Source organism: Ohtaekwangia koreensis (genome assembly GCF_900167975.1).
Lineage (GTDB): Bacteria > Bacteroidota > Bacteroidia > Cytophagales > Cyclobacteriaceae > Ohtaekwangia > Ohtaekwangia koreensis.
Window position 1 is genome coordinate 1249566 of record NZ_FUZU01000001.1, and the last position, 17512, is coordinate 1267077.

At 41.0% G+C, this 17512-nt stretch carries 7 protein-coding genes; all 7 read left to right on the top strand.

Features of this window, described 5'->3' with window-relative positions; all coding sequences use genetic code 11:
• Window positions 1–53: 53 nt before the first annotated feature.
• The 7 genes from B5Y40_RS05385 (at window position 54) to B5Y40_RS05420 (ending at window position 17451) form a co-directional block, all read left to right on the top strand.
• On the top strand, window positions 54–3707 hold the full coding sequence (locus tag B5Y40_RS05385) for a SusC/RagA family TonB-linked outer membrane protein (protein WP_159453612.1): 3654 nt from the start codon (window positions 54–56) through the stop codon (window positions 3705–3707).
• Window positions 3708–3718: 11 nt separating this feature from the next.
• Window positions 3719–5320 (top strand): SusD/RagB family nutrient-binding outer membrane lipoprotein, encoded by a 1602-nt coding sequence (locus B5Y40_RS05390; RefSeq protein ID WP_079685660.1) that lies wholly within the window; start codon window positions 3719–3721, stop codon window positions 5318–5320.
• Window positions 5321–5855: 535 nt separating this feature from the next.
• Entirely contained in the window at window positions 5856–8963 is a 3108-nt protein-coding gene (locus tag B5Y40_RS05400; RefSeq protein ID WP_079685662.1) for a SusC/RagA family TonB-linked outer membrane protein, read from the top strand.
• Between the two features lie 109 nt (window positions 8964–9072).
• Complete coding sequence (locus B5Y40_RS05405; RefSeq protein WP_079685663.1) at window positions 9073–10683, top strand: SusD/RagB family nutrient-binding outer membrane lipoprotein; 1611 nt, start codon at window positions 9073–9075, stop codon at window positions 10681–10683.
• Between the two features lie 85 nt (window positions 10684–10768).
• Window positions 10769–14092, top strand: coding sequence for a VCBS repeat-containing protein (locus B5Y40_RS05410; RefSeq protein WP_079685664.1), 3324 nt, complete (start codon window positions 10769–10771; stop codon window positions 14090–14092).
• Window positions 14089–15417, top strand: coding sequence for a vanadium-dependent haloperoxidase (locus tag B5Y40_RS05415; RefSeq protein WP_245840477.1), 1329 nt, complete (start codon window positions 14089–14091; stop codon window positions 15415–15417). Before B5Y40_RS05410 ends, B5Y40_RS05415 begins: the two co-directional genes overlap by 4 nt.
• A 312-nt stretch (window positions 15418–15729) precedes the next feature.
• Window positions 15730–17451 carry a hypothetical protein gene (locus B5Y40_RS05420; protein ID WP_079685665.1) on the top strand — a complete coding sequence of 574 codons (1722 nt, stop codon included), beginning with the start codon at window positions 15730–15732 and terminating at the stop codon, window positions 17449–17451.
• Window positions 17452–17512 lie beyond the last annotated feature (61 nt).

Here is a 17512-nt window from a genome sequence, read left to right on the forward strand (position 1 = left end):
CGCCAAACCTATAGTTGAGACCTCATCCAATGCGCTGCCAATCACAATTCGTGATGAAAGCCTGCTGTGCTTTTGTCGCATGCTTTTGCATGGTTGGCTATAGTTTTGCTCAAGATGCAGCGTTCAGAAATAATCCCGGCAGAAAAAAATCCAATGTCAATCGTTCCATCGGTAAACCATTTCCTCTAACAGAAGTATTGCATATACTGGAAGAGCGCGATCATGTGAGCTTTGCCTATCAGAAAGATTTTCTCGAAAATAAATTCGTTCTCTATACTCCCAACGAAAGTAAAGATCTTGAAATATATCTCGCTGAAATATTAACGCCACATCATTTAAGCTTTAAGCGGGTCGAAGGTATAGATGAAAAAATCTATGTAATCTACCCTAAGCGGGAAGTATCTGCCGAAAATAAAGAATTGGTTGTTACCCGTGTTTCAGGAAAGGTAACAAACCAGTTTGGCGAAGGCATTACCGGTGTGAATATATTTCTTAAAGACAGCGGCACAGGCACGATAACGGATAGCGATGGAAATTATACCATCGAGTTTGCTGAGAATGATCAAAGCACATTGGTGTTCTCGCACGTAGGGTATGATGTAAAGGAAATTCCATATCAGGACAGCAAAGCTATAGATGTAATATTGGCAGAAAACTTATCACAACTTTCAGAGGTGATCGTTACTGCGTTAGGCATCAGCAGGAATCAAAAATCATTAGGATATTCCGTCAGCACCATTGGCTCCTCACAAATTACACAGGCAGGTAATACAAATATGGTATCTGCGCTATACGGTAAAGCACCGGGTGTAAGAATCAGGACTGCACCTGGAGGAGCGACCAGTGCCGTTACAATTCAGGTGCGCGGATTGAATTCTCTCAACTACAATGCGCAACCCTTATATATAATTGATGGCGTCTTGATGCGTGACGGAAACGAGAAAGGGGCGCTCGGTATAAATAACACGGATTACTTCACGGATGGTCGCATTCGCGGAAATGGTATACTGGACATTAATCCTACAGATATTGAAACAGTTTCTGTATTGAAAGGTGCAGGTGCAACAGCCCTGTATGGATCAGATGCAGCCAACGGTGTGATCGTCATCACGACTAAAAAAGGCGACAAGAAAACCGGACTAGGTGTAGATATAGGCTATACGGCAAGTATAGAGCAGGTGGCTTTTACGCCACGGTATCAAAATATATATGGACCGGGATTCGACCGCGACAGGAATATATCGCTGGGAGCAGATGCATCGGGTTGGGTTCCGGTAGATCTAAACCATGATGGCGAAGCCGATACAAAGCGACCGTTATTTGAATCGTATGCGCAATTTGGGCCAAAGATGGAAGGGCAGAAAGTGATGTGGTGGGATGGCACAATGCGCACCTATTCGCCTCAGCCCAATAACTATAAAGATTTCTATAGGCAAGGGTATAATTCAATCTTCAATGCCTCTATCAGCAATAAATTTGAGCGATCAGCTTATCGGTTATCGTATTCGCGCAACGATTATGAAGGTGTACAGGTGGGCGGTAAACTTCAGCGAAATACATTCAATCTGAATAATTTTATCAAGATCAGCGATCGTCTTACGGCAGATGTTGTGTTGAATTATACCAATAGCCGCGTGCACAATCGTCCTTTGAAAATAAACAGACTCACTTCAAGCTGGGACGGTTTTTTTAGTCGCGCAGAAGATATGTCACTGTTGTTTTCAAAGTATAAAACTTCGGCAGGGTATAAATGGGTGCCTTACGATCAGGCACAGCGTGATCCGGATGAAGCCTTGAATTTTACAACTCCCCGCGGATACGAGGTAATGAATTTTCTTTGGAGACAGCTTCGTAATAGTGAAGACGAAGATCAAAACCGATTGATTTCAAGTCTTACACTGAATTTCGAAATTGCCAGGAATTTTTATTTCAGAGGAAGGGTTGGCAATGATTTTACAAATGTATCCATCAAGTCAAAAGAGTATACCGAATATCCAACAGCTTTCAATGTTAACAGTAGCACAGGGTCGTATAGCATTTCAGCCGGTCGATACTCTATATTTTATACCGATGCATTATTGACCTATACAAAGGCGATCTCACCTGATGTATCTTTTTCAACGAATGGAGGTTTTCAATTACGGGATGAACAATATCGCGATCAGGTAACAGCGACCAGTGGTGGGTTGGCTGAAGAGAATTGGTTTAGTTTGAACAACTCCTATAATGGAGCGAAGATAGCAACCGAAACACAGTCGCTTATTTTGAAGTATGCTTTTCTGGGCTTGGTAAATGTAAACTATAAGGATTATTTGTTTCTGGAGGCAACGGCCAGACAAGAATATTCTTCTACACTCGCGCCTGGTAATAATCGTTATTTCTATCCCTCGGTGAATAGCGGCTTTGTATTTTCTGAGGCTATAAGATTGCCTCAGCTTATTTCGTATGCCAAGCTTCGTGCTTCGTATGGTATCGTCGGAAATGCGCCTCCTGTATATGAGGCAAATATACTATACGACTTAGCTTCTTTGCAGACCAGGAATGGATCTGTAGTGGCGGCCACCGCCCAGGGTAATTTGTATGGTAATAATAGCATCAAGCCGGAAAATAAATATGAGTCTGAGTTTGGTCTTGAAACAAAACTCTGGGGTAACAAAATCGGAATTGATCTCACATACTATGCGAGCAGAATTAAAAATCAGATCTTGAAATTAGATTTACCCACCAGTACAGGAGCCAGCAAGATATTGGCAAATATAGGGGAGCTACGCAACAACGGATGGGAGATGGGACTGAATGCATCTCTTGATTCAAAATTGTTTGGATGGAGCTCTGTCTTTAATGTAGCCGTGAATACTTCAAAGGTACATTCACTTGGGTCAGGTATCAGTAAACTTGTTTTTCGTGATTTGGAGGGCAGTTCCATTCAGGTAGTGGCCGAGCCCGGACAGTCAATTGGAAATATATATGTATATCCGCGAAAGACGAATGATGCTGGCGAATTCATCATTAACGATAAAGGCGCATACATCATTGATAAAACACGTTACGTGAAGGCTGGGAATATGCTACCGAAAGTAACCGGCGGTTTTGTTAATACATTTCGTTTTAAAAATTTTAGCCTTGATCTGACCATGGATTATAGTTTGGGAGGAAAAATAATTTCTCCTCCTTTAAAGTATGGAATGGGCTCAGGTATGTATGAGAATACTTTGCAATACAGGACTGCTTCCAGAGGTGGTTTGTCATATTATATAAATGATAGTGGTACGAAAGTACTTTTGCCAAGTAGTGATGCTGCAGCGCCCAATGGTAGTGATGTATACCAGGATGGTGTAGTGTTGAAGGGTGTAACGGAGAGTGGTGTACCAAATGAAACCGTAATTGATGCTCCAAGCTATTATCTGAGTACATATGATTGGGGTAACAATGGCTGGAATGAGGCGGGGGCAATCTATGACAATAGCTATATAAAAATGCGTGAGGCGGTGATCAGCTATAACCTTCCGACATCCCTCGTAAGTAAACTATATTTTCAAAACATTCGAGTATCATTGGTGGGCAGAAATCTGTTCTATATATGGCGTACGCTTGAGAATCTTGATCCGGAGTCCACCATAGGTACAAACTGGTTAAATCAGGGTATAGATGAAGGGTCCAACGCAGCCACACGGAGTTATGGTTTTTCTGTGAATATGAGTTTTTAAAACAAGGGAACGTGAAGAGAGGAAAGATCATATTGCTTGTAGTGTTTTTTGTAGTTGGTTTATTTAATTCCTGTAAAGATGAATTGGATGATCGTTACTTAAATCCGGATCGTACAACGGACGCCTCCATTGATCAGTTTTTTACCGAGATGCTCAACAATAATCGGGTACGTCCTATGTATTGGGAAGTCAGTACGTTCATAAACTGGCATATTGGTATATATACCCAATCCGTAGGTTTCTTGAACAGTGAATCAGTATATCAACAGAACGAAGCCTATATAACGGATCGTTGGAATGACTTTTACAGACCCAGTGCCAATGGTGCCGGTGTAGTGGCGCAGTATCGGGAGATAGAAAAAGCGTATGCAGCGTTATCCTCAGATGAACAGAAAAGTATGGAGGTATTTGTTCAGGCTGCCAAAGTAGTGCTATATGAACAAACCGCTCAAATGGTTGATCTGTGGGGAGATATACCGTTCAGTGAAGCCGGCATGCTCAATAAAACCGGTGAAGTTGTCTACCCTAAATTTGATAGCGACATTGAAATATATAACACTGTGCTCGCAGGATTGGAAGAAGCAGCCATGTATTTTTCTTCCGCATCGTTGTCGAACGTTACGCAAGCTTTGTTCGCCAAGCAAGATATACTCTTGAGTGGAGATCTGAGACAATGGCAACGATATGCTAACGCACTTCGTCTGCGGTTACTCATGCGGATATCATTTGTTGATGAAGCACGTTCGATGCAGGAAGTGCAGACGATGCTAAACGATCCTGCTACCTATCCATTAATCGGTGATGCCGATGCGCAATACTTGCCTGATGAAGACGATGTACTTTTACAGCCGCTCACAAGCTATGTTGATGATTTACATTTAGCATTTACAGATTGGACAAACTATCCAGCTCCATACTATATGTTGGAAGAAGTGCTTAAGCCTGTAGGGGATTTGCGTATACCTGTATTGTTTGATAAATACGGTCAAATGTTAAATGGTCAGTTTATGGCTAACACTGAATATAGCGGGATGCCTGTTGCCTTATCACGCACCGAGCAACAACTCAATCTGGATAAATTTGCAATCCTGGACTCTGCCACATTTTTATATAATGCTAAACTTCCAGGCGTGGTAATGACTTCTTCCGAAGTAGACTTTTTGAAAGCTGAGGCATATGAGCGGTGGGGTGGTGGAAATGCCGAAGAAGCATATTCATCCGGAGTACGGAAGTCTATAGATTTTTATTATTACCTCAATACTATAAATCAGAGCTCTGGTAAAACGCTCACTCCGCCATCACAAGAAGCAAAAGATAATTTTATAGCAAGCAAGATATCTGCCCAATATATAGGAACGCAAGAAGAGAAGCTTGCTAAAATTTGGACGCAGAAGTGGGTACACTTTGGATTTTTACAGTCCGTTCAAAGTTGGTCGGAGCTTCGCAGGACTAATTATCCTGAACTAGATTTTTATTCTTCACCGTTAACGGGCTATGAGTTGCCACCAAGCCGGCTTACTTACCCAACAAATGAAAAGACATTCAATAATAATTATCAGGCAGTTGCTGCCAAAGATACCCGGAATGGTATTGTCTTTTGGGATATAAATTAATCATTCAACTATACCTTAAAATAGAGTATAAATACCCATTTAGGTGGTTTTTGTTAGTAAGATTAATCTGAAATATTATTTGGGTTAAATATGTTGTTGTGTTATTTATAATGTGTCTGTGATGTGAAATCAAAAATATTTTTTGGTTACCCGGATTAGATTCATGTTAAGCCCGCGTTTAGTAGCAAACCACCAAAATGGATCATTGCTACGATAATTCATTTACTTTTTTCCGGTCAGAGCAACATCATGAGAGTACTCAATATGAGTATACCCGACATGCCAGTGTTTTTTTTGCGCTCTATTTCCTCTCACTCAGTATTCAAAGAAAAGATTTTATAGCCATTGCCCTGGTGCGACTAGCCTTATCTGCTCATAAGGCTTATGAAAACGTTTTTAATGATTTGGTTTGGGTTAATTCTGAATTTAAAACACACAATCAAGTCGCACCGGGTCAATCAGGCAACTCATTTCAATTGCTATACAATATATACTACCTGAGAAACAACCTTAATTTTTAACTATACAATAATCTATGATGAAACATCTACGAAAAAGGGTAAAGACCGTGTTGGCTTTTGCCTTATGTTTCTGTTTTGCGTATGCAGCGCGAAGTCAGAGTGGAACGATAAGTGGTACAGTTACTTCGAAAGGCGATGGTTCTCCATTGCCGGGAGTCAATGTTATAGTGAAGGGAACATCCATTGGAACTTCTACCGATGCAGATGGTAAGTATACTATTAATGCGGGTGAAAATGCAGTGGTAATATTTTCGTTCATCGGATATACAAGCCAGGAAGTACCAACCGGTAATCAAACTACCGTGGATGTCGTTCTCGTTGAAGATGCTACTCAGCTCGGGGAAATTGTGGTTACGGCACTTGGAATTACAAAGGAAGCTGCCAAAGTAGGATACTCTATATCTACAGTAAATGGTGAGCAACTTAACAAGGCCAGGGAAACCAACGTAGCCCTATCACTAGAAGGACGCGTGGCTGGTTTAAATGTTAAGGGCACAAGCAGTGGACCAGGCGGTACTGCAAAGATACTTCTTCGTGGTATGCCTAGTATGAACAGCGGTGGTTCTCCATTATTTGTAATCAATGGTGTGCCAATGGATAACACTCAAAGAGGGAATGCAGGTGAGTGGGGCGGATCTGACAACGGCGATGGTATAGGAAACCTGAACCCTGATGATATCGAGACGATGACGGTTTTAAAAGGTCAGTCGGCTTCTGCGCTATATGGTGCGAGAGCTTCAAATGGTGTTATTATCATAACTACAAAAAAAGGAAAGAAGGGTGATTTCTCGGTTGAGTATAACATGAACTACATGGCCGATAAAGCTATAGACTATACTGATTTCCAGTATGTATATGGACAAGGCTTAAACGGCGCTAAGCCTGCTAATGCCACAGAAGCTCAGGCTACATCTCGTATGAGTTGGGGAGCGAAGTTAGACGGGAGTCAGGTGATTCAGTTCGATGGTAATCAGTATGCGTACTCTGCTTCTAAAAATAACATCAAGAATTTTTATAGAACAGGATCATCCTTTACGAATACGGTGTCAGTGTCAAAAGGAAGTGAAAGCGGTTCATTTCGTTTGTCACTTTCTAATTTAGATAACAGTTCTATTGTTCGTAATAGTGGTCTCGACAGAAAGACTATAAATTTGAATTTGGAACAAAAGATTACAAATAAGCTGAGCGTTAACTTGACAGCAAACTATGTAGATGAGCAATCTAAAAACCGGCCTCAGTTAAGTGATGGCCCTATGAATGCTAATAATGGATTGTTCCTTGCAAACAATATAGATGAGAGAATACTGGCACCAGGCTATAATTCTACTACCGGATTTGAAACTCGTTATGGAGATGATGAATATGCGACCAATCCATGGTTTGTAGTAAATCAGTATGTAAACAATGTAGGAAGAAAGCGCTTGATCTCTTCGATAACAACACGTTACGATTTTACCGATTGGCTATATGCGCAAGGTCGCGTTGGATATGATCAACAAAATGATCGTGTATTTAAAGTAGAGCCTTGGGGAACAGCATATACTACAAGTCAGCATGGTAACTTACAAGAGTTGTCTTCTGCGTTAACTTACGAGTTAAACGTTGATGGTTTGTTAGGTGTCTCAAAAAATCTGACGACCGATCTGAAGTTAGACGCTTTGGTGGGAGCCAATCTTCGTAAAAATAGGTATGAATATGAACGTGTAGCAGGTAGTAATTTTGTGCTCCCGTATTTATATACGCTAAGCAATGTTTTGAATGTTAACACGAACCCAGGAGATAATTATAAATTCTGGCAAACAGAAGTACACTCTGCATACTACTCAGCAGATCTGGAGTATAAGAACTTTCTTACATTAACCACTACTGGCAGATATGATAAATACTCTACGTTGCCGACAGATAATAGAGAAATATTTACACCTTCAGTTTCTGCTGGCTTTATTTTCTCTGAACTGGCTAATATACCAAGCATTAGTTTTGGAAAACTGCGCGCATCGTGGGCAAAAACCAGCGGTGATTTAGGAGAGGCTTATAAGACAGCAGTATATTATTCATTGGGAAGCGCATTCAACGGTATACCTACCGGTTCTTTTAGTACAGATCTTCCTAACGTTTCTTTAAAACCATTCACAGTAACGGAAGTCGAGTTTGGTACGGACATCAAGTTCTTTCAAAACAGGTTAGGGTTAGATGTGTCATGGTATACTCGTCAAACAAAGAACGAAATCATGCCGGCTACATTTAGTTCGGCTTCAGGGTATACCAGTGGTTTTGTGGGAACAGGTTCAACAAAAAATACCGGACTCGAAATTCAATTGACGGGTACGCCTATTAAAACCAATTCACTTACCTGGAATATTACAGCAAACGTTACGACTGTAAAAAACACAATACTTGAAACAGATTCAGAAGGTAAAAATCAAACCTTGGGCAGCAACCGTGGAACGCTTGGTAATGCGGTAACTGCCTATATTAAAGGTTTTGCAGGTCCGCAGATACTTGCTTATGATTATAAGCGAAGTGCTAACGGTGATATTATTGTTGACGCTTCAGGACTTCCCGTACAAGGAGATTTGGTAAAGATGGGAAGCGTTTTGCCAAAAGTGTATGGCGGTGTTACCAACGAGTTCAGCTATAAATCTGTAAGTTTCTCTTTCCTGATTGACTATAATTTTGGTAACAAAGTTCTTTCTGCTACTGAATATTACTCTATCCTGAGAGGACTAAATAAGATGACCCTTACCGGAAGAGAAGAAGGTATAACAACCGGAGTATTGGAAGGCGGAGCTGCAAATACAACAACAGCAACTCCTCAGGATTATTATAAAGCAGTGGCTCAACGGATCACGTCCTCCAGTGTTGTAGATGGTGATTTCATCAAGCTGCGTCAGGTTACTCTTGGCTATACAGTTCCTGCATCTGTATTTGAACGTGTTCCTGTTTTACGTTCCGTTCAGGTATCATTTGTTGCGCGTAACCTTGCCTTCTTGATGAGAAAGGCAGACAACATTGACCCAGAGGCTAGCTTTGGTTCCAACGTTAAATATTATGGAATCGAGGGTACAAGTTTACCATCAACTCGTTCGTATGGTGTAAACCTGAATTTTAAGTTTAAATAATCAACAGAAAGGCGAGTATATATTCGCTACCTGCAATGAAATAATTTAAATAATAGACTTTGATGTTTGCTTCTATTCGTAGGAAACTCGGAGTAAAAAAAATAAACAGATGAAAAAACTTTATATATACTTAGGGTTTACACTTGTCATAAGCCTGGCGAGTTGTACCAAAGATTTTGACGAACTGAATACAGATCCTACAAAATCTTCGCCCGCTAATTTTGATGCAAATTACTTTTTGTCAACGAGTGAGTGGAATTACCTCGATGGTACCATGGGGTACAACGGGCCTACACTTTTTCAAAGTGGATGGGTTCAGATCTGGGCATCTACTTCTTCCGGTGGAGCTAATTACTATACGAACATGGACAAATATGTATCATCGGGTAGTACAAATGACTATATGGGAAGAAGCTGGAATAGCTGCTATAGATCAGCAAGTCTCGCGAAGGAAATGGTAAATCTTACCAATGAAGATGCAAACTTGATAAACGTTAATGCTATTGGCAGAATAATGATCGTGCTCAATATCCAGTATATAACAGATATGTATGGCGATTGTCCTTACTCCGAAGCGTTGTTGGCGAAATCAGGTACAACACTTCCGGTGTATGACACTCAACAGGAACTTTACACAGCACTTTTGACTGATCTGGATGCTGCCATCAGTAGCTTGGATGAGACTAAAGCTATACCTTCTGCTGACCTTATATATGCTGGTAATATCGCAAAGTGGAAGAAGTTTGGTTATTCATTAATGCTTCGTATGGCTATGCGTCTTACAAAGGCAGACTTGGCAACTGCTAAAACCTACGCAGAAAAAGCATCTGCTGGTGGTACATTTGCAAGTGCAGCCGATGATGCCTATATAATTTGCGATAACGCCAATGGATATAGAAATGATTATGCGCGTGATATCACGACAGCTGCTGATTTTTATCAGTTAAGATGGAGCAAGACATTCATTGATTACTTAGCTGTCAATGAAGACCCTCGCCTGGGTGTTATAGCCGAGGTGTCGCAAGCTGGATTAACTGCGAATCAAACTGTAGGCCTTGCAGGCGATTCAGATCCTGATATACAACTGGGTTTGCCGAACGGTTATGATCTTAATGGCGGTAGTACAGATATATCAACTTCTCCAGGTTATCCCGGAGGTACAGGCGCAGGCGATAATTTTACTCCTATAGGTAAATATTCAAGGCCGAAGACAACGATCTATGGAAACCTGAATGGACCTGTATTTATCCTCACGTATGCACAGACAGAATTATTACTTGCTGAAGCTGCTGTAAGAGACTTTAGCGTTGGCGCTACGGCTGCAACACACTATAGCAACGGAGTGGCTGGAGCTTTGTTATCGCTGGCACCATTTGGTGCAGATGCTACAATTAGTTCTGCAACGGCTACTGCTTTCGCTGCGGCAAGCCCATTGGATGTATCTACAACTGATAATTCATTGAAAATGATTAACGAGCAATATTGGGCTACCGCTGGTTCACAATTGAACTTCACCGATGCGTGGAACAATTGGAAAAGATCTGGCTACCCGGTATTGACCCCCGTAGTATATACCAGTAATTTTTCAGGCGGTGTGATTCCCCGCAGACAACCATATCCAACAACAGAAGCTACTCTCAACGGAGTAAACTATAAAATTGCAGTTGGCGCGTTGACAGGTGGTGATACATGGAGTTCAAAAGTATGGTGGGATCAATAGATCTCTAGCAAATAAATTTGATAAGAGGCTGAGTATGCAACTCAGCCTCTTATTTCATTTGATACAACGCAAAATTCCGACTCAAATGAAAAAAGGTAAAAAGTTATTAACGTGGCTTTGCACAGGCTTTGTATACTTGGTAATTCAGTACTGGCTATGTTTAGATGGCTTTGCACAGGATAAAAAGTTGTTTCAAGTTATATCCTCTTCTCAGACAGGAGTGGATTTTAAAAATGTTATTGTCGAGGATGCAAGCAACAATGCACTTACGTACGAGAATCTATATAACGGTGGTGGTGTAGCAGTGGGGGATATAAATAACGATGGATTAGAGGATATATACTTCGTCTCAAATATGAAGTATAATAAGCTCTATCTTAATCTTGGTAATTTTAAGTTTAAGGAAATAACAAAACTGGCAGGTGTAAAAGGCCGTGAAGGGTGGAAGTCAGGAGTATCGATGGTAGACATTAATGGAGATAATCTTCTTGATATATATGTATGTTATTCGGGTAAAACCGATGTTGAAAAAAGAAGAAATCAATTTTTTATAAATAAAGGTGACCTCACATTCGAGGATAAAGCGAAGGAGTATGGTTTGGACGACCCTTCGTATTCAACGCAAGCCACTTTCTTTGACTATGATCGTGATGGTGACCTGGACGTTTTTTTGTTGGCAACTAACGTAAAGGTAATTCGCGAACTTGAATATGCACAGGCTCGTACGGTGAAACATCCGTATGCAGGTGATAAGCTGTTCAGAAATGATGACGGCCATTTTACCGAAGTAACCACGGAAGCAGGTATACTTTCAAATGCCCTTGGTTTTGGATTGGGCGTTGCTGTAGCAGATGTGAATAAAGACGGCTGGCAGGATATCTATGTGTCTAATGACTACGTTGAACCTGATTATCTATATATTAATAATGGAAATGGCACCTTTACAGATCGACTGCAGCAGTATATTCAGCATATATCTCATTTCTCAATGGGATGTGATATAAATGATATCAACAATGATACCTGGCCGGATATTTTTACAACAGACATGCTTCCGGAAGATAACAAGAGACAGAAATTATTATATGGTCCGGAGAACTATGAGCAATACGCGCTGATGGTTTTAAATGGTTTCTACCATCAAAATATGCGGAACATGTTGCATGTTAACAATGGCGATGGAACGTTTAGCGAAGTGGGACAGCTTGCCGGTATATCTAATACTGACTGGAGCTGGGCTCCACTGTTTGCTGATTACGACAATGACGGCTGGAAAGATCTTTTTGTAACCAATGGGTACTTTCGCGATTATACGAACCGTGATTTTTTGAAGTATAAAGGTGATTACTATTTTAAGAAAGCCATAGACGGTGAAAAACCGGACACACTTCAGTTGGTTAGTTCAATGACCTCTACACCGCTTCATAACTATATATTCAGCAATGACCACGGCGTAACGTTTAGTGACAAAAGTCTTGCCTGGGGTTTTGATAAAAAAGGATTTTCGAACGGAGCGGCATATGCAGACCTGGATAATGACGGTGATCTTGATTTAATTGTTAATAATCAGAATGAAGATGCTTCAATATACCGGAATGGTGTACGTGATCAATTCCCCGATAAAAATTATATCGCGATCAAGCTTAACGGCATTGGTAAAAATACAAGGGCAATAGGAAGTAAGGTATATATATATGCGGGGGCACAGGCTCAATACGTTGAGCAAATTCCAACGCGCGGATATCAATCTTCTGTAAGTCCGGTTTTGCATTTTGGCTTAGGAAATAACGCAGCCATTGATTCAATCAAAGTATATTGGCTGAACGGAACGACTTCAACGCTTTTCAATGTGAAAGCAAATCAGCGTATTGAGATAGGTCAGGCTTCTGCAGAGCGCGTTGCCAGAGGTGAAAAAAAGGAAGCGCCTTTTTTTACAGAGGTAACGTCACCAATACAGTATCGTCATGCAGAATATGGATTGAATGATTTTAAACGGCAACCTTTGATGAATACGATGCCGTCTGTATGCGGTCCTGTTATGGCAACTGCAGACGTGAACGGTGACGGCCTTACAGATATATTTATAGGAGGAACCAAGGAGAGCCCTGGAAAGCAATTTATCCAGACGAGCCATGGTGATTTTCAGGAATCTTTGGACTGGAATTACAAGGAAGATTTTTCATGCACAGATGCGGATGCTATATACTTTGATGCTGATCGTGATGGTGATCAGGATTTATACATTGTCAGTGGTGGATATCTGGATTATGCAGAGAATGATAAAGTGCTGCAGGATCGATTCTATATTAATAATGGTAATGGTAAGTTTACCCGTACAACGGATGCACTTCCTGTGTTGCGAACATCAAAATCGTGCGCACGTGTTGCTGATGTAGATCAGGATGGCGATCTTGATATTTTCCTGGGCGGACGTATAGTTCCCGGTCTGTATCCTGTATCACCGAGAAGTTATCTATTATTAAATGATGGCAAAGGCAAATTTACAGATGCCACAGAGGGAATCATTCCTTCAATTGCAAAGGCGGGAATGGTAACAGACGCAGCCTGGGTCGATATAAATGATGATTCGTTTCTGGATTTGATTGTTATTGGAGAGTTTATGCCCGTTCGGATTTTTATAAATAAGCAAGGAAAAGAATTTAAGGAATCAACCGCATCGTATTTTTATACCCCTGAAGAAGGACTATGGAATCGGCTTTCTATAGCAGATGTTAACAAGGACGGACGTCCTGATCTGATTGTTGGTAATTTTGGTCTTAATTCTCAACTCAAGGCTTCACGTGATGAACCTGTTACAATGGTCTATGGAGATTTCGACAAGAACGGATCTGTAGATCCGATCATGTCATACTATATTCAGCATAAATCTTACCCTTTTCCAAGTCGTGATGAATTATTGGATCAGATATACCCGATGCGAAAGAAATTCACAAACTATGCGTCCTATGCAGATGCCACACTCACGGGTATATTTAGTGAAACAGAGTTGAAAGCAGCGCAGACGCTTAGACTTACGGAATTGCGGACCGTTTTATTTTTGAACAAAGGGGACAGTTTTCAAAAACAGATACTTCCCACGGAAGCACAATATGCTCCTATTTTCGACATCCAGGTATTGGATTATAATAAAGATGGAAATCCAGATTTGTTAATGGCAGGGAACCAAAGTGCTATTCGTGTTCGCCTTGGAATGATGGATGCAAATTATGGACAATTATTTAAAGGTGATGGTAAAGGTAATTTTCAATATATACCACAAAACGTATCGGGGCTTTCTGTTATTGGTGATGTGAAATCATTGCGAATAGTAAAGATCGGAAATGACGATTACTTACTGGCAGGAGTGAATAATATTGGTGTAGCGGCCTATAAGGTGAATAACAAATGATGTTAAGACTACTTGCTATAGTTATAGTGCTGACGTGTATGAATGGGTTTACGGCAGCGCAGGACAAACAGTATGTTGAGGAGTTTACGCAATATACTTTTTACTTGTCAGAGGTGATGTTACATGATGTCGTGAATCCACCAGCGGCCAGTCGATTTTACGCATACGCGATGTTGGGCGCCTACGAAGCAATTTATGCCGCCGATAATTTGCAAGTTGACATTGCTAAAAATTTCAGGATAAATCCAGGATTTCGTTTCAATGTATTGCCTGCTCATTACTCCAGGAGTTTCTGTGCTATATATGCGATGCTGGATGTTGGCAGGCAGATGATTCCTTCGGGATATAGCCTTGAGGAAAGAGAACTTGAACTGGTAAAACTTTATAGGAAAAAGCATAAACTTTCAGAAACTGATATTGAAGAAAATATAGCGTTCGCGAAGAACGTAGCGGATCAGGTCACCGCCTTCGCCAAAATGGATGGCTATCTAAAGTTAAGCACCTGGCAGCGCTATAATCCGAATACCAGGGAAGAAGGTCATTGGTATCCGACTCCTCCGGAGTATATGTCGGCAGTAGAGCCGCAATGGAAAACGATACGCCCTTTCTTTTTAGATTCAGCTTCTCAATTCCCTCCACGGCCACCAGTTCCCTTTGATAAGGGAAAAGAGTCCGGTTTTTATAAGCTTATGCAGGAAGTGCATGTGACATCGAATACCTTGACAACCGAGCAAAGATCTATAGCCGCATTTTGGGACTGTAATCCGTTTGCTGTTACCTATTCCGGGCATATGGCTATGGGCATAAAAAAAATATCACCAGGAGGACACTGGATTGGTATTACAGGTATTGCGTGCCGAAAGGCAAAAGCTCCGCTGGATAAAACTGTATTTGCTCATGTACTGGTAGCCCTTACGTTGTGTGATGGATTTATTAGTTGTTGGAATGAGAAGTACACCAGTGATCGCATTCGTCCTGAAGCCGCTATCAATAAATATATGGATCCTTCATGGCGCCCGTTGCTACAAACGCCACCATTTCCGGAATATACCAGTGGCCACAGTGTTATATCCACTGCAAGTGCAGAAGTGCTAACGCATCTTTTCGGCGACAATTTTGGGTTTACCGATACTTCCGAGGAATATTTTGGATTGCCTGCACGTACATTTGTGTCATTTCGTCAGGCTGCGAGTGAAGCGGCAATTTCCCGCCTATACGGAGGTATACATTTCCGAGATGCTATTGAAGCAGGCCAGGAGCAAGGGCGTGCTATAGGAAAGTATATTATCATCCGCCTTGACTCAGGCATCACAAAGGGTCAGTAACTCGCTGATATTCAACGGTAGTATATATCTTTACGGAAAGATAAAAGGCTGTTATGCCTCCTGGTATGACATAGCCTTGTACAGACCCCCATTTATACCAAGCTATATACCGGAGTAATTGCCACGTAAGGTTTATAGAAGTATGTAATAAATTGAACTTGCAGGGGTTGATATAACCAATCTTTTAGGGCAGTGGTGCGCACACGGTAGTTTGTTGTGATGTGTAAGAATATCATACTAATTGCTCATTATATTCTATTTCTATGCTTTTAATTTACGTGTAGTTAGTACGTTATACCTAATTCTGCCCTGTTGGTGAAATCTCTACTGTTGACTGTGTTTTGCATTATAGCCTATTCGATCCTAAATGCCCAGAACCTGGAATCGATCGGAAAGGAAAAACCATTATCTATTACTGGTGGTATCTCTCTAAACCAAATAGTATATGGAGTACGTGGTATAGAATCTCGGCGTGACCCCTATTCTTACTATGCATCTGGTAACATTAACTTCTCCTTGTATGGCTGGAGTTGTCCTCTGAGCTTTTCAATCTCCAATCAAAATACATCCTTTCAACAACCTTTCAATCAATATAGTCTTCATCCAACCTATAAATGGATTACGGCTCATGCAGGATATACCAGCATGACGTTTTCGCCATATACTGTTAATGGACATATATTTCTGGGTGGAGGTATAGATCTCGCTCCAGAAGGCAAGTTTAAATTTAGTGCGCTATACGGCCGTTTTTTGAAGGCTGTAGAACCCAATAGTGATACAACATTACAAAATGTAGCAACCCCCGCATTCAAACGGATGGGCTATGGGTTTAAAGCCAGCTACGGTGACGGGAGTAATTTTGTAGATGTAATCACCTTTCATGCACAGGACGAAGTTAATTCCATCCAGTTTGTACCGGAAGATCAAGGCATACTTCCGGAGGAAAATCTCGTGATGAGTATAGCTGCAGGAAAATCGTTGTTTGAACACTTTCTTGTAAAGGCGGAAATCTCCGCCAGTGCGCTTTCACGCGATACACGAGCGGCCGAGGCTGACCAAGACCATCCGCTTGCCAAAGCAAAGTTTATATATACACCACGAATTTCGTCTTCCTACTATAAGGCATTTAAAACATCTCTTAATTACCAACAGGACGGCTATGCGCTGGGTGTTGCCTATGAACGCATTGATCCGCAGTATCGCACGTTGGGTTCTTATTATTTCAATAATGACCTTGAAAGCATAACGGCTAATGGTGCAGTCGCCATTTTGCAAGGAAAGATGAATGTAGCCGTAAGCGCAGGTACGCAGCGTGATAACCTTGATAAGACTAAAATCAGCACGATGCGCAGGGCGGTTGGTTCGATTAATATAGGATATACTCCCACACAAAAAGTAAACCTTGGTGTTTCATATTCAAATTTCCAAACCTATACCAACATCCGTTCCCAATTTATAGATGTAAATCAGTTAACACCTTACGATAACCTCGATACACTGAACTATACACAGATCTCACAAAACGCTACCGTAACAGCTATGTATATGTTTGGCAAGAATGAAAACAAACGCCAGACATTGAACTGCAATCTTACATTTCAGGATGCAGCTGACAAACAGGGAGAAGTAACACAAAACTCCGGCACCCAATTCTATAACGTAAATACCGCCTATGCTTTGAGTATTGTACCTCAAAATATGATGGTATCTGTTTCTTTAAATGCAGCGCTAAACAAGGGCGCTGATGTAAGCTCGAAAACACTGGGGCCGACCGTTGCAGTAAGTAAAACTTTTTTTGAGAAGAAGCTGAGAACAACATTATCGTCTTCCTATAACAATACCTATACAAATTCAGAACGTGTAAGTACAGTTTTGAACGGACGTGTAAATGGAAGTATATCTGTCCAAAAGAAACATAATCTTAATCTGAGCCTGGTGGTTGTAAACAGGAGTAGCAATAGAGAAGGAAGCGCTCAGGAATTCACAGAATTTACAGGGACACTGGGATATAGTTATTCATTTGGACTCCGGTAATTTTTTATATATAGTTTGAATACTTTGTTTGAATTTGATTGGACCTTTAATCGACACGTTA

What these genes read in the sequence shown, in the direction of transcription:
- B5Y40_RS05385 (WP_159453612.1), top strand. Translation starts at nt 54, where the DNA reads ATGAAAGCCTGCTGTGCTTTTGTCGCATGCTTTTGCATGGTTGGCTAT.
- B5Y40_RS05400 (WP_079685662.1), top strand. Translation starts at nt 5,856, where the DNA reads ATGATGAAACATCTACGAAAAAGGGTAAAGACCGTGTTGGCTTTTGCC.
- B5Y40_RS05405 (WP_079685663.1), top strand. Translation starts at nt 9,073, where the DNA reads ATGAAAAAACTTTATATATACTTAGGGTTTACACTTGTCATAAGCCTG.
- B5Y40_RS05410 (WP_079685664.1), top strand. Translation starts at nt 10,769, where the DNA reads ATGAAAAAAGGTAAAAAGTTATTAACGTGGCTTTGCACAGGCTTTGTA.
- B5Y40_RS05415 (WP_245840477.1), top strand. Translation starts at nt 14,089, where the DNA reads ATGATGTTAAGACTACTTGCTATAGTTATAGTGCTGACGTGTATGAAT.